Origin of the sequence: Belliella calami, assembly GCF_022549695.1 — a bacterium.
GTDB lineage: Bacteria > Bacteroidota > Bacteroidia > Cytophagales > Cyclobacteriaceae > Belliella > Belliella calami.
In genome coordinates, this window is the sequence record NZ_JAKZGS010000003.1 from 142,820 (window position 1) to 164,456 (window position 21,637).

The 21,637-nt window shown below is 37.3% G+C and carries 23 protein-coding genes; 18 read left to right on the forward strand and 5 right to left on the reverse strand.

Annotated features, from left to right (window positions below):
• Window positions 1–534 precede the first annotated feature (534 nt).
• Window positions 535–1,206 carry a peptidoglycan DD-metalloendopeptidase family protein gene (locus MM236_RS05285; protein ID WP_241273902.1) on the forward strand — a complete coding sequence of 224 codons (672 nt, stop codon included), beginning with the start codon at window positions 535–537 and terminating at the stop codon, window positions 1,204–1,206.
• On the opposite strand, the gene MM236_RS05290 is transcribed toward MM236_RS05285, so the two are convergent.
• A complete protein-coding gene (locus MM236_RS05290) occupies window positions 1,190–1,975 on the reverse strand; it encodes a type III pantothenate kinase (RefSeq protein WP_241273903.1) in 786 nt (261 codons plus the stop codon). The two genes, MM236_RS05285 and MM236_RS05290, sit on opposite strands and share 17 nt — an antisense overlap.
• Window positions 1,976–2,046: 71 nt before the next feature.
• Here MM236_RS05290 and MM236_RS05295 point away from each other — a divergent pair, with 71 nt between their 5' ends.
• Window positions 2,047–2,523 carry a GNAT family N-acetyltransferase gene (locus MM236_RS05295; RefSeq protein WP_241273904.1) on the forward strand — a complete coding sequence of 159 codons (477 nt, stop codon included), beginning with the start codon at window positions 2,047–2,049 and terminating at the stop codon, window positions 2,521–2,523.
• 258 nt (window positions 2,524–2,781) lie between these two features.
• Here MM236_RS05295 and MM236_RS05300 read toward each other — a convergent pair whose 3' ends face one another.
• Window positions 2,782–3,384 carry a trimeric intracellular cation channel family protein gene (locus tag MM236_RS05300; RefSeq protein WP_241273905.1) on the reverse strand — a complete coding sequence of 201 codons (603 nt, stop codon included), beginning with the start codon at window positions 3,382–3,384 and terminating at the stop codon, window positions 2,782–2,784.
• A gap of 93 nt (window positions 3,385–3,477) precedes the next feature.
• Between MM236_RS05300 and MM236_RS05305 the strand changes: the two genes are divergently transcribed.
• Window positions 3,478–3,717 (forward strand): Kazal-type serine protease inhibitor family protein, encoded by a 240-nt coding sequence (locus tag MM236_RS05305; protein ID WP_241273906.1) that lies wholly within the window; start codon window positions 3,478–3,480, stop codon window positions 3,715–3,717.
• Window positions 3,718–3,719: 2 nt separating this feature from the next.
• On the opposite strand, the gene MM236_RS05310 is transcribed toward MM236_RS05305, so the two are convergent.
• The gene (locus MM236_RS05310; RefSeq protein WP_241273907.1) at window positions 3,720–3,932 is read right to left on the reverse strand and encodes a hypothetical protein; all 213 of its coding nucleotides are present in this window, start codon (window positions 3,930–3,932) and stop codon (window positions 3,720–3,722) included.
• 65 nt (window positions 3,933–3,997) lie between these two features.
• On the opposite strand from MM236_RS05310, the gene MM236_RS05315 reads away from it, so the two are divergent.
• Both MM236_RS05315 and MM236_RS05320 read left to right on the forward strand, forming a co-directional pair.
• The gene (locus MM236_RS05315) at window positions 3,998–5,098 is read left to right on the forward strand and encodes a vWA domain-containing protein (RefSeq protein ID WP_241273908.1); all 1,101 of its coding nucleotides are present in this window, start codon (window positions 3,998–4,000) and stop codon (window positions 5,096–5,098) included.
• A gap of 5 nt (window positions 5,099–5,103) precedes the next feature.
• On the forward strand, window positions 5,104–6,627 hold the full coding sequence (locus MM236_RS05320) for a P-loop NTPase family protein (RefSeq protein ID WP_241273909.1): 1,524 nt from the start codon (window positions 5,104–5,106) through the stop codon (window positions 6,625–6,627).
• A gap of 363 nt (window positions 6,628–6,990) precedes the next feature.
• On the opposite strand, the gene MM236_RS05325 is transcribed toward MM236_RS05320, so the two are convergent.
• Window positions 6,991–7,413, reverse strand: a complete 423-nt coding sequence (locus MM236_RS05325; protein ID WP_241273910.1) for a nucleoside-diphosphate kinase — start codon at window positions 7,411–7,413, stop codon at window positions 6,991–6,993.
• A gap of 191 nt (window positions 7,414–7,604) precedes the next feature.
• Between MM236_RS05325 and MM236_RS05330 the strand changes: the two genes are divergently transcribed.
• From MM236_RS05330 to deoC, 6 genes are all read left to right on the forward strand, one after another.
• On the forward strand, window positions 7,605–8,645 hold the full coding sequence (locus MM236_RS05330) for a DHH family phosphoesterase (RefSeq protein WP_241273911.1): 1,041 nt from the start codon (window positions 7,605–7,607) through the stop codon (window positions 8,643–8,645).
• On the forward strand, window positions 8,632–9,570 hold the full coding sequence (locus MM236_RS05335) for an FKBP-type peptidyl-prolyl cis-trans isomerase (RefSeq protein WP_241273912.1): 939 nt from the start codon (window positions 8,632–8,634) through the stop codon (window positions 9,568–9,570). Before MM236_RS05330 ends, MM236_RS05335 begins: the two co-directional genes overlap by 14 nt.
• 131 nt (window positions 9,571–9,701) lie before the next feature.
• Window positions 9,702–10,247: an FKBP-type peptidyl-prolyl cis-trans isomerase gene (locus tag MM236_RS05340; protein WP_241273913.1), complete on the forward strand. Its 546-nt coding sequence runs from the start codon at window positions 9,702–9,704 to the stop codon at window positions 10,245–10,247.
• Between the two features lie 25 nt (window positions 10,248–10,272).
• The gene (locus tag MM236_RS05345) at window positions 10,273–10,824 is read left to right on the forward strand and encodes an FKBP-type peptidyl-prolyl cis-trans isomerase (RefSeq protein WP_241273914.1); all 552 of its coding nucleotides are present in this window, start codon (window positions 10,273–10,275) and stop codon (window positions 10,822–10,824) included.
• A gap of 312 nt (window positions 10,825–11,136) precedes the next feature.
• Window positions 11,137–12,354 carry an NAD(P)-dependent oxidoreductase gene (locus MM236_RS05350; protein WP_241273915.1) on the forward strand — a complete coding sequence of 406 codons (1,218 nt, stop codon included), beginning with the start codon at window positions 11,137–11,139 and terminating at the stop codon, window positions 12,352–12,354.
• Window positions 12,351–13,007 carry a deoxyribose-phosphate aldolase gene (deoC, locus tag MM236_RS05355; protein ID WP_241273916.1) on the forward strand — a complete coding sequence of 219 codons (657 nt, stop codon included), beginning with the start codon at window positions 12,351–12,353 and terminating at the stop codon, window positions 13,005–13,007. The genes MM236_RS05350 and deoC overlap by 4 nt, the downstream gene beginning before the upstream one ends.
• Before the next feature lie 2 nt (window positions 13,008–13,009).
• On the opposite strand, the gene MM236_RS05360 is transcribed toward deoC, so the two are convergent.
• Entirely contained in the window at window positions 13,010–14,182 is a 1,173-nt protein-coding gene (locus MM236_RS05360; protein ID WP_241273917.1) for a Na/Pi symporter, read from the reverse strand.
• 326 nt (window positions 14,183–14,508) lie between these two features.
• Between MM236_RS05360 and MM236_RS05365 the strand changes: the two genes are divergently transcribed.
• The 7 genes from MM236_RS05365 to MM236_RS05395 all read left to right on the forward strand — a co-directional run bounded on the left by MM236_RS05365 (window position 14,509) and on the right by MM236_RS05395 (window position 21,620).
• Complete coding sequence (locus MM236_RS05365; protein WP_241273918.1) at window positions 14,509–15,639, forward strand: hypothetical protein; 1,131 nt, start codon at window positions 14,509–14,511, stop codon at window positions 15,637–15,639.
• 256 nt (window positions 15,640–15,895) lie between these two features.
• Window positions 15,896–16,339 (forward strand): nucleoside deaminase, encoded by a 444-nt coding sequence (locus tag MM236_RS05370; protein WP_241273919.1) that lies wholly within the window; start codon window positions 15,896–15,898, stop codon window positions 16,337–16,339.
• Window positions 16,340–16,444: 105 nt separating this feature from the next.
• A complete protein-coding gene (locus tag MM236_RS05375; protein WP_241273920.1) occupies window positions 16,445–17,047 on the forward strand; it encodes a superoxide dismutase in 603 nt (200 codons plus the stop codon).
• Window positions 17,048–17,609: 562 nt separating this feature from the next.
• Window positions 17,610–17,798, forward strand: coding sequence for a hypothetical protein (locus MM236_RS05380; RefSeq protein ID WP_241273921.1), 189 nt, complete (start codon window positions 17,610–17,612; stop codon window positions 17,796–17,798).
• Between the two features lies 1 nt (window position 17,799).
• Window positions 17,800–17,991: a hypothetical protein gene (locus tag MM236_RS05385; RefSeq protein ID WP_241273922.1), complete on the forward strand. Its 192-nt coding sequence runs from the start codon at window positions 17,800–17,802 to the stop codon at window positions 17,989–17,991.
• A gap of 5 nt (window positions 17,992–17,996) precedes the next feature.
• Window positions 17,997–18,980 (forward strand): hypothetical protein, encoded by a 984-nt coding sequence (locus tag MM236_RS05390; protein ID WP_241273923.1) that lies wholly within the window; start codon window positions 17,997–17,999, stop codon window positions 18,978–18,980.
• A 207-nt stretch (window positions 18,981–19,187) separates the two neighbouring features.
• Window positions 19,188–21,620: a TonB-dependent receptor gene (locus MM236_RS05395; protein ID WP_241273924.1), complete on the forward strand. Its 2,433-nt coding sequence runs from the start codon at window positions 19,188–19,190 to the stop codon at window positions 21,618–21,620.
• Window positions 21,621–21,637: the final 17 nt, after the last annotated feature.

Genomic DNA, 21,637 nt, shown 5'->3' on the forward strand with positions numbered 1-21,637 from the left:
ACAAGTTTTGTATGGGCAAATATGGGAAGTTTAGTGCCAATTAACAAGTTCTCCCCCTCTGTATAAAATTTGTACATTATAAAATTAATGGTTACTTTTTTTATTGATTTCTCTTTATTTCCGTTAGCCATTCAATTGCCTTCCGATAAGAATGCGGGACAGGCTTTTTGAGCGAGAAGCGAGACAGAAGCAGGGATGAGATCAACCACTAAGTGCCTGTCCCGATACTGATGATCATCGGGAGTTAAACTTTGAATAGCCCCGGATTGCTATCCGGGGATCAAAGTCGATGAGCGAAACAGCAACCCCAAAGCGTCTGTCCCGACAGTTTCGGGAGGTTGAACTCTACTATTTGTAAGAAAAAGTGTCAACTATTTTCAGGACGAGATATCTTGCCTCTCGTTTCACACTCTTGTCTCAAATCTTGTGTCTTGTGTCTTACGTCTTTTATGTTTTCAAAGTCATCTCATATCTTGTTTCTCATTTCTCCTCCTAAATCATATATTTGTTTTACGTATCAGAAAACCTGAATCTATGTCAATTGCAACCTTGAGTTCTTTAGATTATTTCCCTATCATGGGAGAGAAGCTTGATCAATCAAATACACTTCCCTTGGATTTTTCTCCTTCAAACAAAAGTTTGGCTTTGGTGGAATTGGGAATCACAACTGAATTTGATTCCTATGTTTTTGGGCAATTGAAAGATGCTGGAAAGCAATACGGAATTGGAGGATATATGGAGCATAGGTCCATTTATGGTAGGAGTAATGTTTTTGCCACTCAAGAGCACGATTTTAGAGATATTCATTTAGGTATTGATATCTGGGCTGTTGCAGGACATCCTGTCTTCGCTCCATTGGATGGAGAAATCCACAGCTTTCAGGACAATGCTGGATTTGGAAATTATGGACCGACCATCATCCTTCAGCATAGAATTGAAGCTAGTACGTTTTACAGTCTTTACGGGCATCTATCACTCAAAGACTTGCAAGGAATTGCAATAGGCCAAAACATAAAAAAAGGTGATTTGCTTTGCCACTTGGGGCCATTTCCAGAAAATGGAGATTGGCCACCACATTTGCACTTCCAATTGATGTGGGATATGCATGGATTGAGTGGCGACTTTCCTGGGGTATGCTCACATAGAGAAAAGGAGAAGTTTCTCAAAATCTGTCCTGATCCAAATTTAATTATTGGTTTTCAATAGATGAATTTGCATTTGTGATCAACCTGATTCCTTCAAGTGTTAGGTTCTTGTCAACAATATCAAATGTCGATTTGAGATTGGATAATATAGATGAAAGTCCACCAGTAGCAATGACCTTAAAAGGTAAGTTTGCCTCATTCGAAATTGCTTCAATCATTCCTTTGACCAAACCTGTGTATCCATAAAGAATTCCAGCCTGGATGGATTCCACCGTATTTTTGCCTATTGCTGATTTTGGGAATTTCAATTCTACCTCGGGAAGTTTTGAGGTATGATGAAAAAGTGAGCGTTTTGCAGTATTCAATCCAGGAACTATATTCACCCCCATCACATTACCCTTTTCTCCAACTATTGTAAATGTCAAAGCGGTCCCGAAATCCACAATAATGCAATTTGACTTGAATATCTCGTATGCAGCAGTCACATTACACATCAGATCTGTACCGATTTCGTTTGGCCTCTTTGTTGATATTTTTAGTTTTTGGTAACTTTTTCCCGAGATCAGGTACAATGGGGCTCGTAGAAACTCTGCACAAAACTGTTTGATAACGGGATTAATTTCTGGGACTACAGAGCTAAAACCTATCGTTTTGATTTGTTCATGCTTGATGTCATTTTCCAAAAAAAACAAGTGCAAGTCCCTCTCTATTTCTATAGCGGTAATATCTGCTTTTGTTTGGATTCTACATTCATATCTCCAAAAAGCTTTCTGATTGTCATAAAATCCAAACACTATATTCGAGTTGCCCGCGTCAATTGAAAGAAACATAGGTAGGTGATTTTTTTGTCCAAATATAAAAATTGATTTCAACCTTTTTAGAATTTTGGCTAATTTCGAATATGTATAAGATTAGAAAAGGAGAAAAAGAAGATCTTCCAAGGGTTTTGGAACTGATAAAGGAACTTGCACTTTATGAAAAAGCACCCGAGCAAGTTTCGAATACTATCGAAATGATGGAAGTGGATGGATTTGGTCCAAATCCAATTTATGGTTTTTTTGTCGCAGTCAAAGAGGCAACACAAGAGATTATTGGTATCTCAATTTATTATTATCGCTATAGCACTTGGAAAGGTAAAAGACTTTATCTAGAAGATATTGTGGTGACAGAATCTGAAAGAGGGTTCGGTGCTGGAAAGTTGCTTTTTGACAGAACCATGATGAAGTGCCTTGAAGACAAATGTTCTGGAATGATGTGGCAGGTACTCGACTGGAATGAACCTGCTATCAATTTCTATAAAAAATATGGTGCGGATTTGGATGGTGAATGGATCAATTGCAATCTTCAAGCTGATGAAATCCAAGCTTTGCTTTCATAAATTGGAACTTAAAAAACATGTTAATCCCCAATGACACCTTTAGGTGGATTTTCACATGAAATCATGCGGATAATCGTTATTTATGTTGCTTCTGTGTGCCTTGGCATAGCACACAGGGGTAATTAGGCGATTAGTTATCAGTGTGCCAATTGATTTAAAACATATCATTTTGCTTAGCTCCTAATAAGAAAGCGGACTTACTGATTCAAAAAATAGCCATTCAAGGATGCATATTGGTTTTATTGCATCCTTTTACCTTTAATCCAAGCTAGGCAAACTCAATTTGTACTTGACGGCGATCATTCGAATGGAAATTACTACTGACATGGAGATAAGCAGATTGTAATCACGTTCTAAGCCAAAGTGGTTCAACACCAGATACAATATAGCTCCAGTCAAACAAGCGGAAGCATAAATTTCTTTTCTAAATAAAATCGGGATTTCATTGGTCAGGGTATCTCGCAATACCCCGCCCATTACTGCAGAGAACATTCCCATGATCGCTGCAATCTCTACACTTACACCCAAGCTAAGCGCTTTTTCTACTCCCAATACAGTGAAAAAACCAATACCCAATGTATCAAAAAGGAACATGGTCTTCCGAAGTTTCAGCAAAAATCGCTGAAAGAAAAATGCAGCTAAAATCCCCCCGAAAATCGCATACAAAACATGCACATCCCCAATCCAAACCAAAGGATAGCTCCCAAGTAGAATGTCTCTCAAGCTACCACCTCCGATGGCGGTGATAAAACCTGTAAAACCTGCACCAAAGAGATCATGTTCACGATCTCTTACAGCAAGCGCTCCAGAAATAGCAAAGACAAAGGTTCCGGCAAGTTCTAGGGGGTATTGTAAATCCATAGGGTGACGATTGAAATTTCCCCCAAAGATACCAAAAAATTATCTGTAGCGTTTTCTAATCGAATTACGTCTATAGGGAAAATTGTTGACCTTATGAAAAATCTAAAATTTCCTGCCATACTATTATTCTTGATGACAGCTTTTGCATTTCAGTGCGAGGATATCAAGCCAAATGATGTAACTGATTGCATTGATCCATCAAAAATCAATAAACAGTATGCCTGTATTGAAATTTATGATCCAGTATGTGGCTGTGACAATAAAACTTACGGAAACAGTTGCCATGCGATCAATGCAGGGGTGAAGTCATATACTAAAGGAGCATGTGAGTAATTCTAATCTTGCTGATCTTCATACCATTTTTCTTCGAATGTTGACTCCACTTCAACATCAGCTGTCAGTACTTTGTAAACCATCCAAAGTATAAGGAGTGGTGAGATTGAGAATATGAATAAAATTACAGAGATATTGATGTTAGTAAATAAGAATGTCACATAAATAATCAAGATTGCAGTGACCCAATAGATTGGTGAGAGGAAATTTTTCATGATTTTTTTGTTTATTCTTTCAATAAGGTAAACTAGCAAGCACCTATTCTTGTTATGTGCCTGTTATGAAAGGATTCAGATTTACACAATATATACCGCCACAAGACCCCGAGAAAAATAATTTTGAAAATTTGCTGAATATCTTCCTCCAATTAGTGACCATGACTGGAGGAGATGCTGCTGAAGCATTGAGTTGGTTGACCAATTTGGACAAACAATACAACCTGACCAACCCTCAATATGGCATTGGGGATTTTATCGAAGACCTCAAGTCAAAAGGATATTTGACAGAGCAAAATCAAAAAGGGGAATTCAAAATCACTGGGAAAGCAGAGCAATCAATTAGAAAATCTGCGCTAGAGGAGATTTTTGGGAAATTGAAAAAATCAAAAGGAGGACAACACAAGACCAAACATTCTGGAACAGGAGATGAAAGAGGTACCGATAGGAGACCTTATTCTTTTGGAGACAATTTGGATCAGATTGCACTTACTGATTCCTTGAGAAATGCCCAAGTCAATCATGGTTTTTCTGGGGATTATTTACTCACAGAAGACGATCTTGAAATCGTGGAAAATGAAGTCAGAACACAGACTTCTACTGTTTTGATGATTGACATTTCCCATTCCATGATCCTATATGGAGAAGATAGGATCACACCTGCCAAAAAAGTCGCTATGGCGCTGGCTGAATTGATAAAAACTCGCTACCCTAAAGACACTTTGGATATTATTGTTTTCGGCAATGATGCTTGGCAGATCGAAATCAAGGATTTGCCTTATTTGCAAGTCGGCCCATACCACACCAATACTGTTGCCGGATTGGAGCTTGCGATGGATTTGCTTCGAAGAAGAAAGAATCCAAACAAGCAGATATTCATGATTACAGATGGTAAGCCTACCTGCTTGAAAGTTGGGATTAAGTATTATAAAAACAGCTTTGGAATAGATAGTAAAATCTTAAGCGAAACCCTCAAACTGGCAGCACAATGTAGAAAATTGAAAATTCCGGTAACAACATTTATGATTGCTTCCGATCCTTATTTGAAAGAGTTTGTAAAGGAATTTACAAAAGTAAACAATGGAAATGCGTACTACAGTAGCTTGAAAGGATTGGGAGATTTGATTTTTGAAGATTATAAGCGTAATAGAACTAAAAGATTTTAAATAAAATGGAGTATAATAAACTAACTGCAAAAGAATTACTGAATATAAAAACATTGGGAGAGTTAAAGGCTGCTGGCTACGAACCCAAATCTATCAAAGAAGAGCTCAGGCAGAATCTGATTGCCAAAATCCAAAAGGGAGAAAATGTCTTTGAGGGAATTTGGGGGTATGAGGATACGGTCATTCCTGATATCGAAAGGGCGATTCTTTCTAGACACAATATCAATCTACTCGGATTGCGAGGACAGGCAAAGACAAGAATTGCTAGGATGATGACATTTTTGTTGGATGAATTTGTGCCAGTTATAGAAGGTTCGGAGCTTAATGATGATCCTTTAGCACCACTTTCTTCATCATCCTTGGCACTGATAGAGGCCAAAGGAGATAATACACCAATCACCTGGTGGCACAGGGCTGATCGCTACACTGAAAAATTGGCTACCCCAGATGTTTCCGTAGCTGATTTGATAGGTGATGTGGATCCCATCAAAGCTGCGACTTTGAAATTGTCATACAATGACGAAAGAGTAATTCATTATGGATTGGTACCGCGCTCACACAGGTCGATTTTCGTGATCAACGAACTTCCAGATTTGCAAGCCCGAATCCAAGTAGCACTTTTCAATATCTTGCAAGAAGGCGATATTCAGATCAGAGGATTTAAGTTGAGGCTGCCTTTGGACATTCAATTTGTATTCACCGCGAATCCGGAGGATTATACCAATAGGGGTTCGATCGTCACACCTTTGAAAGACAGGATTGAAAGTCAAATCATTACACACTATCCAAAAACAATAGAAATAGGCAAGCAAATCACAGCCCAAGAAGCAAAACTTGATGGCAAGCCTTTGGACAAGATACATGTGCCAGAGCTGATGAAGGATTTGATCGAACAGATTGCCATAGAAGCAAGGCATAGCGAATATGTGGACGAGAAAAGTGGTGTTTCAGCTAGATTGACTATTTCTGCTTATGAAAACTTGATTTCTGCTGCCGAGCGAAGGCTTTATAAAAATAAGGAAGAAAATACCGTTGTCAGAATTTCAGATCTGATAGGAGTGATTCCAGCGATCACAGGAAAAGTCGAATTGGTCTATGAAGGAGAGCAAGAAGGAGCAGGGTTGGTTGCATACAACTTAATCGGTAAGGCAATTAGGACCATGTTCGTTGATTATTTCCCTTCTCCAGAGCAAAAGAAAAAAGACAAAGAGGGGAATCCTTACGTGTTGCCATTATCCTGGTTTGGTGAAGGGAATTCACTTGATATTCTTGCATCCCAATCTGACAAAGAGTACAAAACAGCATTACACAATGTGCCGGGTTTGGAAGAGATAATTACGGCAACAATCAAAGGACTTCCTGAAAAAGAAAAAGAGTTCTTTATGGAATTTGCCTTACATGGCTTGGCAGAATACAGCCAACTTAGCAAAAAATTGCTTGATACAGGCATGCAATTCAAAGACCTCTTCAGTTCTATGTTTGACATGGGAGCTCCCGATGAAGATGAATTCGATGAGGATGATAATTGATACCTTTATCTAAAGTAGAAAAACAATTTCGTCTCGACAAAAAGGTCTTTGAAAAAAAAGGGGCGTTAGCCCTGTTCTCTTGGTAGAAAATAAACAAAAGACTATTAAACGAGGGGCGTAGCCCTGAAATCTAAAGGATAGTAAGCGAATTAAAAAAGCCCATAGCCTGAATAAAATCGGGCTATGGGCTTTTATGCTAAAATCGAGTGCTTTGAAGAATCCTCTAAGTCCTATAATAGAGCCTCTAGTGACAATATAAGTGGTAGTTATTTATATTTCGCCGTAGGCTTATTTCAACCATATTTCAAAAGACCTTATCATGTTTCTCTTGCTTAGCTGTTTTACTTTTCCTTAGAATTCTGATTAAAGAACTCTCTCAGCTTGATTGAAGAAGAAGTTTCCTTCGATTGCTGCATTTTCGTCAGAGTCAGAACCATGAACGGCATTCGCCTCGATAGATGTAGCGAAGATTTTTCTGATTGTTCCTTCTGCTGCATCTGCAGGGTTTGTAGCACCGATCAATTTACGGAAATCCTCTACTGCGTTGTCTTTTTCCAAGATCGCTGCGAAGATAGGTCCTGAAGACATATAAGCACAAAGGTCAGCGTAGAATGGTCTAGCCTGATGAACTTCGTAGAATTTACCTGCCAATTCAGGAGTCAATTTAGTAGCTTTCATTGCTACTACTTTGAAACCAGCTTCTTCGATCATTTTCAAGATAGCACCAGCATTCCCTGCTGCAAAAGCATCAGGTTTGATCATGGTGAAAGTTCTGTTAGTTGCCATATTATTAGATTTATTTCGTTTTTATGAATTAGGGTGCAAAAATACGGGAAATAAATGAAGTTCCGAATGATGTATATAAAATCTGTGTTATCTCTTTTGTTTTGAGTGCCTTATAGATATTGGGATTTTTAAAAAATTATCATGACCTTTGCAAACTGTGTTCTAAAAAGAACAGGTACAAAAGCTTTAAAATGCAAGCATTCGAGTTATTTAAAAATAAAATCGCCACTCCAGCAAAAATAGTCATAACTACCCATTACAAGCCAGATGCAGACGCATTGGGTTCCTCGTTGGGATTAGCTAACTATCTGCTGAAAAAGGGGCATGAAGTTTCAGTGATTACACCATCTGATTATCCATCTTTCCTTCACTGGATGAAGGGCAATGATGCTGTAATCAACTTTGAGGATAAAAGTGTCCAGCAAGAAGCAATAAAGAAAATTCAGGAAGCTGAAATTATTTTTTGCCTCGATTTTTCATGTTTGAGCAGGCTTCAGGCCATGCAGGACTATGTCAAAGATTCCAAAGCTTACAAAGTGAATATAGATCACCACCAAGATCCAAAGGATTTTTGTGATTTTAGATTTTGGAGTACTGATGCTGCCGCTACTTGTGAATTGCTGTATGAATTGATCGTAAAGGTTGGGGACAAGGATCTTTTGGATTCTGATATTGCAGAATGTCTTTATTCTGGGATCATGACAGATACAGGAGGATTCAGACATCCCAATACGACAAAAAATGTGCACCTAATTACAGCAGAATTGATTGAGCTGGGAGCAGACAATTCAAAAATCTCAAAATTGATTTATGATACCAATAGCGTCAACAGGCTAAAATTCATAGGTTTTGCGATTTCTAGAAGGTTGGTAATCAATGAAGATCTCAAAATCGCCTATTTTGCCATCAGCAAAAAAGACCTTCGCAAATACTCTTCTCAAACAGGAGACACTGAAGGTTTGGTCAATTATGCTTTGTCAATAGGAGGAATCAAAATAGCAGCATTATTCACAGAAAGAGAAGATGGTATCAAGATATCCTTCAGATCTACCGAGGAAGTGGCTGTCAATAAATTTGCACAAGAATATTTCAATGGTGGTGGACACAAAAATGCTTCCGGTGGAAAATCGGACTTGACTTTGAGCGAAACAACAGAGAAATTTGAGAAATTAATTAAAGAAAACTATAACACATTATTCAAACAACTTGAACTTATCCATGAAAAAAATTAAGAGTCTTTTATTATCAACCGTCGTTTTTGCAGCTGCAATAGGTATGGTTTCTTGTACCAAAACAAAGAAAACGACAACTGATGGCATCGAATATACTTACATCAAAGAAGGTAAAGATAGCCCAAAAAATGGTGAGTTTGTTCTTTATAATCTTATTGTGACAACAGAGAATGATTCTACATTCATTTCTACATATGACCAAAATGCCCCACAATATTTTATGTATAATGATTCGTTAGAATCTAGTGTGGGAATTGAAGAAATCCTACTTGGACTTAAGAAAGGTGATAGTATTGTGTTCCAAGCGCCTTCTGTAAAGATTTTCGGTGAGTTTAACACACCTCCTTTTATCAAAGACAGTTCTGATGTGAAAGTTAGGATTGGTGTGATTGATGTGTTGGATGAAGATGGAACCAAAGCTTATTTTACAGCGCTTCAAGATGCACAAGTGAAAAAGCAAGCAGAACTATCTGTAAAACAGCTTGAAGAAGATGTGAAAATTATAGAAGAATATATTTCTAAAAATAATTTGAATGCAAGCAGGACAGAATCAGGTCTATTTTACGTCATAGAAGAAGAAGGAAGTGGTGATCAGATTGAGACTGGTCAAGTAGCTTCTGTTAATTATTCAGGATACCTGATCGACGGGACGGTTTTTGACACGAGTGTGAAAGAGAAAGCGCAAGAAGCTGGTGTTTACAACGAACAAAGAGACCAATTTGACGGATATGCACCTCTTGATGTAGAAGTGGGGATGGGAAGAGTGATTCCAGGATGGGATGAAGGTTTAGGATTGTTGAAAAAAGGTTCTAAAGCTAAATTGATTATCCCTTCTACTTTGGCATATGGTGAAAGAGGTTCAGGAGCGGTTATCAAACCAAACTCTGTTTTGGTATTTGATGTAGAAGTTACTGACGTCAAATAATTATAGAATTGGAAATTAATCCGGATAAAACAATCATTACTTCTATAGCGAAATGATTGTTTTATCCGTTCTAGATTCTACCCGATCAGTGTTCGGAGCTAATTTTGACATTTCAAATCAATAATAAACAAATGAAAAAAGTAAGCTTAATTGTGTTTTCGGCATTTATCCTTTTGTCGGCATGTATTTCCGAACAAGAAAATTTTAGTGTTAGACTAGAGCAAGATAAAGAGGCCATATTAAAGTACATAGCAGAGAATCCACTGCCTGGTGGAAAGACCTTCAAAGATGAACCCAATGGATTTTATATCTTTTGGGAAGAAGCAATGAATACTACTGACTCTCTTAGAATAGGCGATACTTTGTATATCGATTATACAGGAAAGCTGCTTGATAATACTGTCTTTGACACATCTATCGATAGCATTGCGCAAGCCAATAACATAAAAGTGCAACAAAGGGAATACAAACCATTGCAATTTATTGTAGGGAGAGATAGACTCATTGAAGGTTTTATGTTTGCTCTTTCTAAAATGCAAGAAGGTGATAAGGCTACTACTATATTCCCTTCACTTTACGGTTATGGGCCTTCAGCGAGTGGAAGGATTCCAGCGAATTCTCCTTTGATTTTTGATATACATCTTAAGGAAGTCAGGAGGAATACCTTAAATGATTAACTTAAATTTAAAAATAAACTTCTAAATGAAGCATTTAAAATACTTACTTATCCTTTTTACTGTTGGTGCAATTATAAGTTGTGATCAACAATTGCCTGGAGGAGATCGATATGATGCCGCGGGGAATTTTGCGATCGACAGCGTAAAAATTGCTGAATACCTTAGGGATAATCCAATCGAAGGTGAGAGAATAGATGATCCTTCTGGCGTAGTTATATTCATTCAGGAAGAAGGGGCTGGAAGTCGACCGACTGACGGAACTGTTGTTTATACAGACTTCGTCGGAAGCTTACTTGACGGATCTGTGTTTGATACGACTATTGAAGCTGTAGCTAGGGAAAATGATATCTATCAAGAAAACAGAAATTACAATGTTTTTATATTCACAGTCCCACAAATAGGAAGTACAGGTGGAACTATTCAGGGTTTTGGTTTTGGTTTTAGAAGGCTAAGGCCACAATCAAAAGCTGTTCTGATAATTCCATCACCTTTAGGTTATAGAAATTCTGATGATATTGAAAACATTCCACCAAACTCTGTACTAAGATTTGATGTGGATTTCAAAGGGATAGATTAAATGCAAGAATAAAAAAAGGCAGCTCAGAGAGTTGCCTTTTTTGTTATAGTACAATTTTTTTACCCTGAAGCATTACCTTTTTCTAAAATCCTTATGATTTTTTTATAACTTGAGAAGTGCAGATCAATGAATTCAGATCTTTAGTTTAAACCCATATAATAACGTAAATCAAGTCTGATATGAGAAAGAAACTTTTAAATCGAATCCAAGACCTAATTTTGATTCAATCCAAAAGGCCATGTAGCCTATTCAGGTGTTGATCGAAACTGATTTTTAAATATAATTAAGAGATAACCTCATTGTTTTAAGTTTATGAAAATAGGATTGATAAAGGAAGGGAAAAGTCCAGCTGACAGACGGGTAGCATTCACCCCAGAACAAATTTTGGAACTCGTTAGAAGGCATCAACATATTGAAGTTTTTGTTGAAAAAAGTGATGTGCGATGCTATTCTGATGACGAATATGAAGCCAGAGGAATAAAGGTCTTGGATGATCTTAGCCAATGTGACTTTCTTTTTGGTATCAAAGAAGTTCCGATAGCGCTATTGATTCCCAACAAAACTTATGCATTTTTTTCACATACTATAAAAAAGCAACCATACAACAGAGGGTTGCTCCAAGCGATAATTGAGAAAAATATTAAGCTAATAGATTATGAAGCGCTAAAAAACGAAAATGGTCAAAGGGTTACTGCATTTGGGAGATGGGCTGGAATTGTTGGAGCTTACAATGGATTGTGGACTTATGGGCAGAAGACAGGTCTTTATCATTTAAGAAGGGCTTATGATTGCTTTGATCTAATGGAGCTCAAAGATGAGCTCAAAAAAGTCCAACTGCCACCGATCAAAATTGTAGTTACAGGATCTGGAAGAGTTGGTAGAGGGGTTTTGGAAGTGCTGGATACTGTTGGGATAAAGCAGATTGATCCGCATGATTTTCTGTTTAATTATTATGAAGAACCCGTGTTTACATTACTGGGTTCTTCAGATTACAATCGTAGAAAAACTGACGGAGGATATGATAGGGATGAATTCTATTCAAATCCCCAAAAATATGAGAGCCATTTTCTCAAGTTCACAGAAGTAAGTGACATCTTTGTTTCTGCTGCATATTGGGATAATAGAGCACCTAGACTTTTTAGGATGCAGGATATCAAATCTGAAGATTTCAATATTTCTGTAATAGCAGATATTACATGCGACATCGATGGATCTCTTCCTACCACAATACGAGCTAGCAAAGTCCATGACCCTGTTTTTGACATTGATAGGGATACATTCGAAGAACTAGTACCTTTCGGAAAGCAAAACAGTATCTCTATAATGGCTATAGATAATTTGCCAACTGAATTGCCAAGAGATGCATCAAAAGATTTTGGGGAGCAATTGATGAAGTATTTGGTTCCAGAAATCCTTGAGCCAAGCTCAGAGATGGTCGACCGAGCTACAATTGCAAAAGATGGGGATTTGACTCTTGAATTTATATATTTGAGAGATTATTTGGATGGAATAAATGAATCGGATAAATGAAAAACTTAGCGAGGTATATTGAGCAGACAGTACTCAAACCACTTACTTTGGACTCAGATATTGAGAAGTTGGTAAATGAAGCAAAAGAATTTGGATTTGTAGGAATCTGTGTGCCTCCTTTTTGGGTAAAGAAAGCCAAAAGGGAAATTGGTAATGCAGATATTCAGTTGGTAACTGTAGTTGGTTTTCCTCTTGGGTATAATATGTCCGAGACAAAGGTTTTTGAAACGGAACAAGCCATCAAAGATGGAGCTGACGAGATCGATGTAGTCTGGTCCTTGACAGCATTCAAAGCAGGCTTGAACTGGCCAAAGATAGAGTTGGCCAAACTTGCCACTCTATGCCATCAACATGAGCGGATTCTGAAGGTAATCATTGAGACAGCATATCTTTCCGATGAAGAAATTGTGAAGGCCTGTGAGATTTGTAGAGATGCAGGTGTAGATTATGTAAAGACATCTACAGGATTTGCCCCAGAAGGAGCAAAGGTGGAAGATATTAGGCTAATGAGAGCAAATCTTCCCAGCAATGTGGGTATCAAAGCAAGCGGAGGAATCAAAACACTGGCGCAAGCAAAGGCACTGATCGAAGCCGGTGCAGATAGGATAGGAACTAGCTCGGGTGTCCAGATTTTGGAAGAAAATTCTGAGTAAGGTTATTTATCTACAGAGAACTCCGTCTTTGTTTTGACTTGGTAATGTGACTGCCTTACATCTTCATTCTTGTTGAAATAGATCAAAAGAAACGGGATGATGAAAAATGTGAGTAAAATGTATGCAAACCCAATAAATCTGGTTCTTACAGATTCTCGGCCGAGAAAAGTAGCGATTTTTACAGGGATGTTCCTTATAGAAGGAAAAGGTAAGATAATAAGTGCCCCGAGAACATTGAACAAAATGTGTACAATCGCTATGCTTATGGCTGCTTCGGTTTTATAAATTGCCGCTATCACGGCTGTAATGGTTGTGCCTATATTTGCACCGACGATAAATGGAAATACTTTGATCAATGAGACCTTTCTATTGGCTACAGCAGGTACTATCAATGAAGTGGTCACGGTGCTTGACTGAACAGCTGCTGTGAAGAAAATTCCATATACAAAGGCAATTCCCGGATTTTTGAATATGTGTTTGCTTACTTTTTTGAAGTTTCCTGATACAAAAGATTTGAATACAGTCTCAGAAAGCAGTTTGATAGCCCCAAATACTAGTAGCACACTCAGAATCATACCGATAACTGGAGCATTGATTTTGGATACGAGCCATAATGTGGCAGGTCGCGTAAAAATCACATTGTATTGATAATTTGTCCCTGAATTATTGTCTGATTCAAAGAAAGTGTGAGTTAGAAATAAGGCTGAGTTACTCAAAAACCCAAAGTACATTTCAAGTGGAAATAAGATAACTACTGTTATGATATTGAAAATATCATGAATCACACCTGCAGACAGCGCTTTTTTGAATTCTCCTTTTTTCATAATGAAAGAAAAAGAAACCAAGGTACTTGTGATGGTAGTGCCAATATTTGCACCCATAACCAAAGGTACTGCCTGCATTAAACTCAAGTTTCCCGATGCCACTACAGCTACAATCATTGCGGTGACTGTAGAACTACTTTGGATCAATGCAGTCATCAGCAAACCAATAAAAAGTCCCACAAATGGATTGTTTGTAGCTTGCAGAATGTCTCTTGCTATCTCGCTGTTTAGCTGGAGCATAGAGACAGTAAGCATGTCTATAGAAAACATAAAAACCAACAACGCAAATATCATCTGCAGTATGAAGATTGCTTTATTGGGTTTGTTTGCACCTTGAGTTATCCCTGTCATCTATAGAAAAACCAGCCTAACGATTTAATAGTCAAAATTATCTCACAAAGTAAAAGCAGAACATCCATATTTAAGTGGAAAGCATATGAAGATATTGTTAATATTAATAATGAAGAAGTCCGGATAAAAATTTACAAAATGAAATTTTATTCTTTATTTTGAGCTATGTAATTCTTAATATTTGGTTTGGTCTAGAAAAATCGATCCCAAATGCGCAAAGTCCTAGTGTTAATAAAAGGTATCATTGACTTAACAATAAATTAACATTCAAGCCAAATAATCTTCTTTAACTTTGCACTCAAACTCAAACACGCCAATTTAAAATTATGGCCAAACTTAAAGATCAAAACATCAATCAGGATGCGCTCTCAAAAGCCTCCTATTCACTTTTTGATTTCACTAGAAAAGAAAAACCTTTTTTAATAGTAATTCTGATTCTGGTTTCGATAGCAGGAATTATTACTCCATATACCTATGCAGCCATGTGGTTTGGTTTTGCTCTGGCAGCTTATTCAGCTATCGCCAATGACAGTATCCAGACCATAGGAACATTTATCGCTTCTAACCAAAGTAGAAAATGGTACTGGCTTTGGCTTTTTATGGGGCTGATTTTCGTTGGTACAGTCACTTACAGTTGGCTGACTTTCAATGGAGATGTGAGTTATGAAAGACTTCAAGTGCCTGGCTTGGAACAAGCACCTACAAATTTTGTCTTTTTGCAGATTGCAGCACCGATAGTTTTGTTGGTAATGACACGATTGAGAATGCCGGTTTCTACCACATTTTTGTTGCTGAATGTTTTTACTTACAAAGCAGGAACGATCGTCAGTGTCATGCAAAAGAGTTTTCTCGGATATCTTTTGGCATTTTTCATTGCTATAATCGTATGGTTTACACTTGAAAAATTCGTCAAAACCTATTTGAAAGGTCAAGCAAAGCCTTATTGGTACGTGTTGCAGTGGATTACTTCAGGTACACTTTGGGCAGTGTGGATCATGCAAGATGCAGCTAATATAGCTGTGTTTCTTCCACGTCAATTAAATGTTTGGGAATTTGTAGCCTACACAGGATTTGTATTTATAGGTTTAGGATTTTTATTCTACCTCAAAGGAGACAGAATCCAAGGTATAGTAAATGAAAAAACCAAAGTAACCGATGTAAGGGCAGCTACGATAGTGGACTTTGTCTATGCCATAATCCTCTTCTATTTCAAAATAGTGAGTAATGTACCAATGAGTACTACTTGGGTATTTATAGGGTTGCTTGGAGGTAGAGAATTGTCAATTGCATTGGCAAAATCAAGGAAGTTGAAGAAAAGAAAAGCGAGATTGGTAAGAGCTTATAGACTTGCAAGAAAAGATGTGGTCAGGGCGATGATTGGTTTGATCGTATCATTGATCCTAGCTTTAATCATCAATGAAGGAGTAAGAAAAGAGATGATTGATTTGATATTCTAATATATTCGGTCAAAAATTAACTCGAAAGAAACGAGATAAAGAAATAGGAGACCTCAAAAGTTTTGGAAACTTTTGAGGTCTTTTTTTCGCTTACCATATTCAAAATAGAGCTAGATTTTGGTATGGTCATAATCCTGACCAATCCTCAAACCCTTTCCACATTTCCCTAAATCAACCATTCAACTGATAACCATTTCCAATTAACTACATGATTTTTTTAACTTGCAGGTATATTTACGTTAAACAACAAAAATACATGGAGCTTTTGACTGATGAGTTTTTTATGAATGAAGCTATGAAAATGGCTAAAATGGCCTTTGAAGATGATGAAATCCCCGTTGGTGCTGTAGTCGTGTGTAGAAACAGAATTATAGCAAAAGCTTATAACCAAACAGAAAAACTTACAGATGCGACAGCCCATGCTGAAATGCTGGCGATTACTTCAGCCGCAAATGCCTTGGGATCAAAGTATCTTAATGAATGCAAATTGTATGTGACTTTGGAGCCTTGTGTCATGTGTGCAGGAGCGAGCTACTGGTCACAACTTGGAGAGATCCATTATGCGGCTTCTGACCCAAGCAGAGGTTTCTCAAGAGTGGCAGAGCGCTTGATTCATCCAAAAACCAAAGTAAAATCAGGATTGATGTCAGATGAATCCAAGCAATTGTTGGATGAATTTTTCAAAAAATTAAGAAAGTGAGATGTTTTAGCGAAAAAGAGAACCATTTTAGTAGAGACTTGGTTTGTTAACTGAATCACGCAAAGAAAATTTAATTTTATTTCTAACTATAAAACTTTAAAAAAAATGGCTTTTGAACTTCCAGAATTACCTTATGACTTAAATGCGCTTGAGCCGCATATTGATGCAAAAACTATGGAAATCCATCATGGCAAGCACCACAATGCTTATGTTACTAATTTGAACAAAGCTGTAGAAGGATCTGATCTTGAAGGAAAATCACTAGAGGATCTGATGAAAGTAGCTGGTTCAAATGCAGCCGTAAGAAATAACGGTGGAGGTCATTTCAACCATAGCCTTTTTTGGACAATTTTAGCTCCGAATGCTGGAGGTCAACCATCAGGTGATTTGGCTAAAGCAATTGATGCTAAATTTGGATCTTTTGATGCTTTGAAAGAAGAATTTAACAAAGCTGCTGCAACTAGATTTGGTTCAGGTTGGGCTTGGTTGTCAGTTTCTAATGGCGAACTAGTAGTAAGCTCTACTCCAAACCAAGACAATCCTACTATGGATGTTGCAGAAGTAAAAGGTACTCCAATCTTAGGATTAGATGTATGGGAACATGCATATTACCTCAACTACCAAAACAGAAGACCTGATTATGTGTCGGCATTTTGGAATCTTGTGAATTGGGAAGAAGTAAGCAAAAGATTTGAAGCAGCTAAATAAGTTGTATTACTTTTCACCCAAAAAAGCCCAGGAAGTTTATCTTTCTGGGCTTTTTTTGTAGGTGTTACGACAAGACACAAAGAATGAATTAGGGGGAGAAATTGTACAAACGATGATTTGCATAAACGAAGTAATCGGAATGGATTTGATATGAATGAAGCAAAGATTGTTTACAGAAGAAGATTCCAGACTTGGTACCTGTCCCTGAATATAAGGATGTTTTCTTGCCTGAAAAGGCTGGGGTTTTTGCAAAAATTTACTGTAAAAAGCTTTCATAATCTTAGGGTCAATTACTATCAATGTTTTTTTAATATGACTATCCGCTTCCTTGCACGTAGCCAAACAATGGGTTGTTGGAAGAACGATTTGTGGTTCTGTTGACTGTGAGCTGTTGTCTGCTGACGAGTATCCGCAACTTATAAAGGTACTTCTTACCCTACGTGCAACATTGCGGATACTCATATTTTTTAATCAAAAAATTTGATGATATTTTTTGCAATTATATTTTTTTTTTTAGTTTTCCACCGTTGTTAATTTTTAAAAACTCTTAAACTAGTTCACAATGAAAAGAAATGTTATTTTGCTAATGGTAAGCTTTTTTTGCTTTAGTAATCCAAAGTTTGAAGTTGCTGCAGTAGTAGCAGGCACAATTGTAAATTGCCCTGGGGGAGATAAGTATATCTGCTATATAAAAGATGGGCTAGAGGTAAGGAAAGGAAGAGGAAGAACTGAGGTTATTATCAATCCTTAATATGAAAAAGATTCTAATATTTACTTATTCGTTGTTTCTTGCTTTTCTGTTGTTTTTTACATTTGAAAATACAGCGCAGGGTAGAAGAGAGGTTATTAGTTGTCCTTCTGGAGATAAATATGTTTGTATGCATTCTCATGGAGAACTTGGTACAATTTACAGGGGGAAAGGCACAGTGGTAGTTATTCATTGATCAGTATGAAAAAAAGTAAATTGTGGGTATCGGTAGTAATGGTGATTGCTACCGGTTTTTTATTTTCATGTGAAGATAGCTCTAACAAAGGACGCCATGATAGGATTTTTGATGAAGTTGTCCTTGTTGATAGTATGTATTTGGAACTGCCTTTGTACCGAATTCAATTCGATCTGGATACTGGATATGGGTATTATTATCCAGAGAAAATGATTTTTAAATTCGATCAAAAATTCCGTACGCTAGATACCTTGGGTAGGTGGGGGGATGGGCCCAAAGAAAATCTTATGGTGAGAAACTTTCAGATCAATCAATCACGTAGTGTGGAAATTTTTGATTCAGAATTGAATAGGTTTAAAATTCAGGATTTTAATGATTCTGTTTATTTTAGTCATAATTTTAGTAAAAGCATCTTGGGGGGATCATATTTCGGTGATAATAAGTTTATTGTTTGGTCTATTGAAGATAAGGCTAAATTAGTTTTTGATTACATAGATATATCTTCTAATGAAATTAAACCTGTTGAGGAGATAAACATTCTGTTTCGAGAAGATCACTCTGGATTAATTTATGAAGGAGTAGTCAATGTTTCGAGGAATGAGCTATTTTTCACTTCATATTTTGCGAGTTTTATGTTTAAATACAATTTTCAAACTGGTGAAGTAACGCATTCTAAGTATATTCAAGACTTCCCTTTGCCACAGGTCTTAGAAATAGGTTCGGGTGTAATGTTGGACAATGCTGCGGAATTAATTTTGGATAGTTTTATTTATGAAGATAAATTGATTTTAATTTCTAATGTAGGAGAAAGAAAGTTTCCTGGTCAAAGAATCTTGGATGTCTACAATACAAAGTCTTTGAAATATGAGAAATCGTTTCTTTTACCTAAATTGAATGACACTGCTCCAGATGAAGGTTTTTTGCATGTGAATGGTCTTATTGGGATTTTGTATGAAGACTTGGTAGGTATTTTTAAAGTCAAAGACTAGTTTGAAAAAAAGCCCAGAAAATTTTATTTCTGGGCTTTTTTGTTTCTATACCGAACGAACGATATGTACGATTATGATACACATAATATTTTGTTTTATTTTTTAAAATACTGAAAATAAGAATGTTAAGAATTATTTTTTGCTTTGGCACTTGTTTTTCATTAGGGAGGATACCAAACGATTCGGACACAATTAATTCCAACACTAATGAAAATCACGATACAAGTATTCACGATCTTTTTCTTCTTCCTTTTAGGAATGAGCAATCTAGCGGCAAAAGATATGACAGAAATCACAGGTCAGGTAAAAGATCAAAAAGGAGAATCTCTTCCTTTCGTAAACGTCATGTTGATGGACGCCCAAAGCGGATCATTGCTGACTGGAGCTGTGACCGACGAAGCAGGGAATTTCAGAATAGAATCTTCCAAAGGAGGAAAGATGCAGCTTGTAATCTCCTCAATAGGGTTTGAAACTTTCGAGTCTGAATCTTTTGAAATTCAATCTGGTGACAAAAAAGATTTTGGTGCAATCACCATGGAGGAAGAGATAGCAGCGCTTGGAGAAGTGACAGTAAGAGCCACAAGACCTGAAGTAATCATCGAGCCTGACAAAACAACAGTAAACATCGAAGGGACAGTAATGGCTGAAGGCAATACAGCCTTAGACGTCATCGGTAGATCTCCAGGAATATATGTAGATCAAAATGGAGTCATCAACCTCAACGGAAGATCAGGCGTGACTGTGATGATCAATGACCGCCAAACATACATGAGTGCAGAAGATCTGGCTAATTTCTTAAGGGCAATGCCTGCTGACAATATCAAAAGCCTGGAAATCATCAACAATCCCACATCAAGGTTTGATGCTGAAGGTGGCGCTGGAGTGATCAATATCAAATTGAAAAAAAATAACATTGACGGTGTATTTGGAAGTGTTCAGGTAGGAGGTCAGTACAATGGACAATTTGCCCCAAATACAGGAGTGACTGTAAATGCCAAGAAAGGCAAATGGACAAACAATGCAAGTGTCAACTACAGTGAATATGCAGTTTTCAACGATTTGGAAATCAACAGGAATTTCCAGTTGGATGAAGGGATTTCAAATTTTGATCAAGAGAGTAGGATTACGACTAGAAATAGAAACCTGTTTTTTTCGGGAGGGTCTGATTACGAAATCAACAAGAATCACAGTGTGGGCGTGAGCGTACAAGCATCTGGATCAAATGGAAAAGATGTGAGTGCTGCACTTACTGAGGTGTCAAATCCTGGGACTGAAGACAGGAACTTTCTCAGATCCCTGAATGATAGCAAGAATCAAAATAGAAGGGTATTTGCAAACTTCCATTATGTTGGTTTGCTGGATACTTTGGGTACCAAAATTACTACTGATGTTGACTTCACAAATATGAATTCAAATGCTGAGGCTGTGCTTTCAAATGCATATTGGTTGAATCAAGAGGAAAGTCAAGCCGTGAATGATAGAATTAGAAATATAAATAGTATGGATTACAACATCTTTACTGCAAAAGTTGATTTCACAAAACCATTTGGAAAGGGAAGAGTGTTGGAGACAGGTTTGAAAGGAAGTTGGGTGAAATCAGACAATGACCTGGACTTGGCTCGCTCGTTGGAAGAAGCTCCTTACACTCCTGATCCCAATAGCAATAGGTTTGTGTACAATGAAAATGTGTTGGCTGCTTATGCTACATACAAGAGCAAGTTTTCAGACAAGGTGAGTTTTCAGGCTGGTTTGAGAGGAGAGTATTCTGATATTCTAGGGACTTCTGTGACATTGGGCCAAGAAAATTCCCAAAAGTACTTTGATCTTTTCCCTAGTGTATTTGTGCAGCACAAGGTGAGTAAGGATTACCAGATTATTTACAATGCAAACAGAAGAATAACCAGACCAAATTATAGGCTATTGAATCCTTTTGTATTCTACATCGATCCCTTGACTACTGAAAGGGGAAATCCAAACTTGAGACCTCAATATGCACACAATCTTGAAATGAATCACGTAATCAAAGGGGCATATCAATTTAGTCTGGGGTATTCTTTGACCACGGATGTCTTTCAGCAAATCTTCGAACAAGATGAAGAGTCCAGAACTACGACTACTTTCAATGCCAATTTGGATAGGTCACAAAATATAAACTTTAGAGCAATAGTTCCTTTGGAAATCACGCCTTGGTGGAATACCAACAACATGCTTCAAGTGAATTATTCCCAGTGGAAGTCCATGATCGGTGATGCAATGCTGGATGTGTCACAAGTGTCTTACATGATGAGATCTCAGCATAATTTTATCTTGCCAAAAGGATTCAAAGCAGAAATCATCGGCATGTACATGGGGCCAATGCTTTGGGGGCAGGCTACAATTGGAGCAATGGGTGGATTGGATGCTGGTATTACAAAATCATTTGCAAAAGAGAAATTCACACTTACAGTCAACGGAACTGATTTATTGAGGACACAAGTGATAAGGGCAAATGTACAGTTTGATCAGATTGATACCACCTTCAGACAGTATAGAAGCAACCAAGGTGTAAGATTGACTTTGAGGTATAAATTTGCTCAAGGAGAAAGCTTTAGGGTGTCAAACAGAAGTGGAAGTACTGAAGAACGAAATAGATTGGATTAGGTTAATCGAAAAGAAGA

Bases quoted from the DNA above. Each gene is read 5' to 3' on its own strand.
- MM236_RS05385 (WP_241273922.1), top strand. From the start codon at position 17,800: ATGAAAAAGATTCTAATATTTACTTATTCGTTGTTTCTTGCTTTTCTG.
- MM236_RS05310 (WP_241273907.1), bottom strand. From the start codon at position 3,932: ATGAAAAATTTCCTCTCACCAATCTATTGGGTCACTGCAATCTTGATT.
- MM236_RS05390 (WP_241273923.1), top strand. From the start codon at position 17,997: ATGAAAAAAAGTAAATTGTGGGTATCGGTAGTAATGGTGATTGCTACC.
- MM236_RS05345 (WP_241273914.1), top strand. From the start codon at position 10,273: ATGAAGCATTTAAAATACTTACTTATCCTTTTTACTGTTGGTGCAATT.
- MM236_RS05395 (WP_241273924.1), top strand. From the start codon at position 19,188: ATGAAAATCACGATACAAGTATTCACGATCTTTTTCTTCTTCCTTTTA.
- MM236_RS05320 (WP_241273909.1), top strand. From the start codon at position 5,104: ATGGAGTATAATAAACTAACTGCAAAAGAATTACTGAATATAAAAACA.
- MM236_RS05375 (WP_241273920.1), top strand. From the start codon at position 16,445: ATGGCTTTTGAACTTCCAGAATTACCTTATGACTTAAATGCGCTTGAG.
- MM236_RS05370 (WP_241273919.1), top strand. From the start codon at position 15,896: ATGGAGCTTTTGACTGATGAGTTTTTTATGAATGAAGCTATGAAAATG.
- MM236_RS05340 (WP_241273913.1), top strand. From the start codon at position 9,702: ATGAAAAAAGTAAGCTTAATTGTGTTTTCGGCATTTATCCTTTTGTCG.
- MM236_RS05335 (WP_241273912.1), top strand. From the start codon at position 8,632: ATGAAAAAAATTAAGAGTCTTTTATTATCAACCGTCGTTTTTGCAGCT.
- MM236_RS05380 (WP_241273921.1), top strand. From the start codon at position 17,610: ATGAAAAGAAATGTTATTTTGCTAATGGTAAGCTTTTTTTGCTTTAGT.
- MM236_RS05350 (WP_241273915.1), top strand. From the start codon at position 11,137: ATGAAAATAGGATTGATAAAGGAAGGGAAAAGTCCAGCTGACAGACGG.
- deoC (WP_241273916.1), top strand. From the start codon at position 12,351: ATGAAAAACTTAGCGAGGTATATTGAGCAGACAGTACTCAAACCACTT.
- MM236_RS05325 (WP_241273910.1), bottom strand. From the start codon at position 7,413: ATGGCAACTAACAGAACTTTCACCATGATCAAACCTGATGCTTTTGCA.
- MM236_RS05365 (WP_241273918.1), top strand. From the start codon at position 14,509: ATGGCCAAACTTAAAGATCAAAACATCAATCAGGATGCGCTCTCAAAA.
- MM236_RS05360 (WP_241273917.1), bottom strand. From the start codon at position 14,182: ATGACAGGGATAACTCAAGGTGCAAACAAACCCAATAAAGCAATCTTC.
- MM236_RS05315 (WP_241273908.1), top strand. From the start codon at position 3,998: ATGAAAGGATTCAGATTTACACAATATATACCGCCACAAGACCCCGAG.
- MM236_RS05300 (WP_241273905.1), bottom strand. From the start codon at position 3,384: ATGGATTTACAATACCCCCTAGAACTTGCCGGAACCTTTGTCTTTGCT.
- MM236_RS05290 (WP_241273903.1), bottom strand. From the start codon at position 1,975: ATGTTTCTTTCAATTGACGCGGGCAACTCGAATATAGTGTTTGGATTT.
- MM236_RS05305 (WP_241273906.1), top strand. From the start codon at position 3,478: ATGAAAAATCTAAAATTTCCTGCCATACTATTATTCTTGATGACAGCT.
- MM236_RS05295 (WP_241273904.1), top strand. From the start codon at position 2,047: ATGTATAAGATTAGAAAAGGAGAAAAAGAAGATCTTCCAAGGGTTTTG.
- MM236_RS05330 (WP_241273911.1), top strand. From the start codon at position 7,605: ATGCAAGCATTCGAGTTATTTAAAAATAAAATCGCCACTCCAGCAAAA.
- MM236_RS05285 (WP_241273902.1), top strand. From the start codon at position 535: ATGTCAATTGCAACCTTGAGTTCTTTAGATTATTTCCCTATCATGGGA.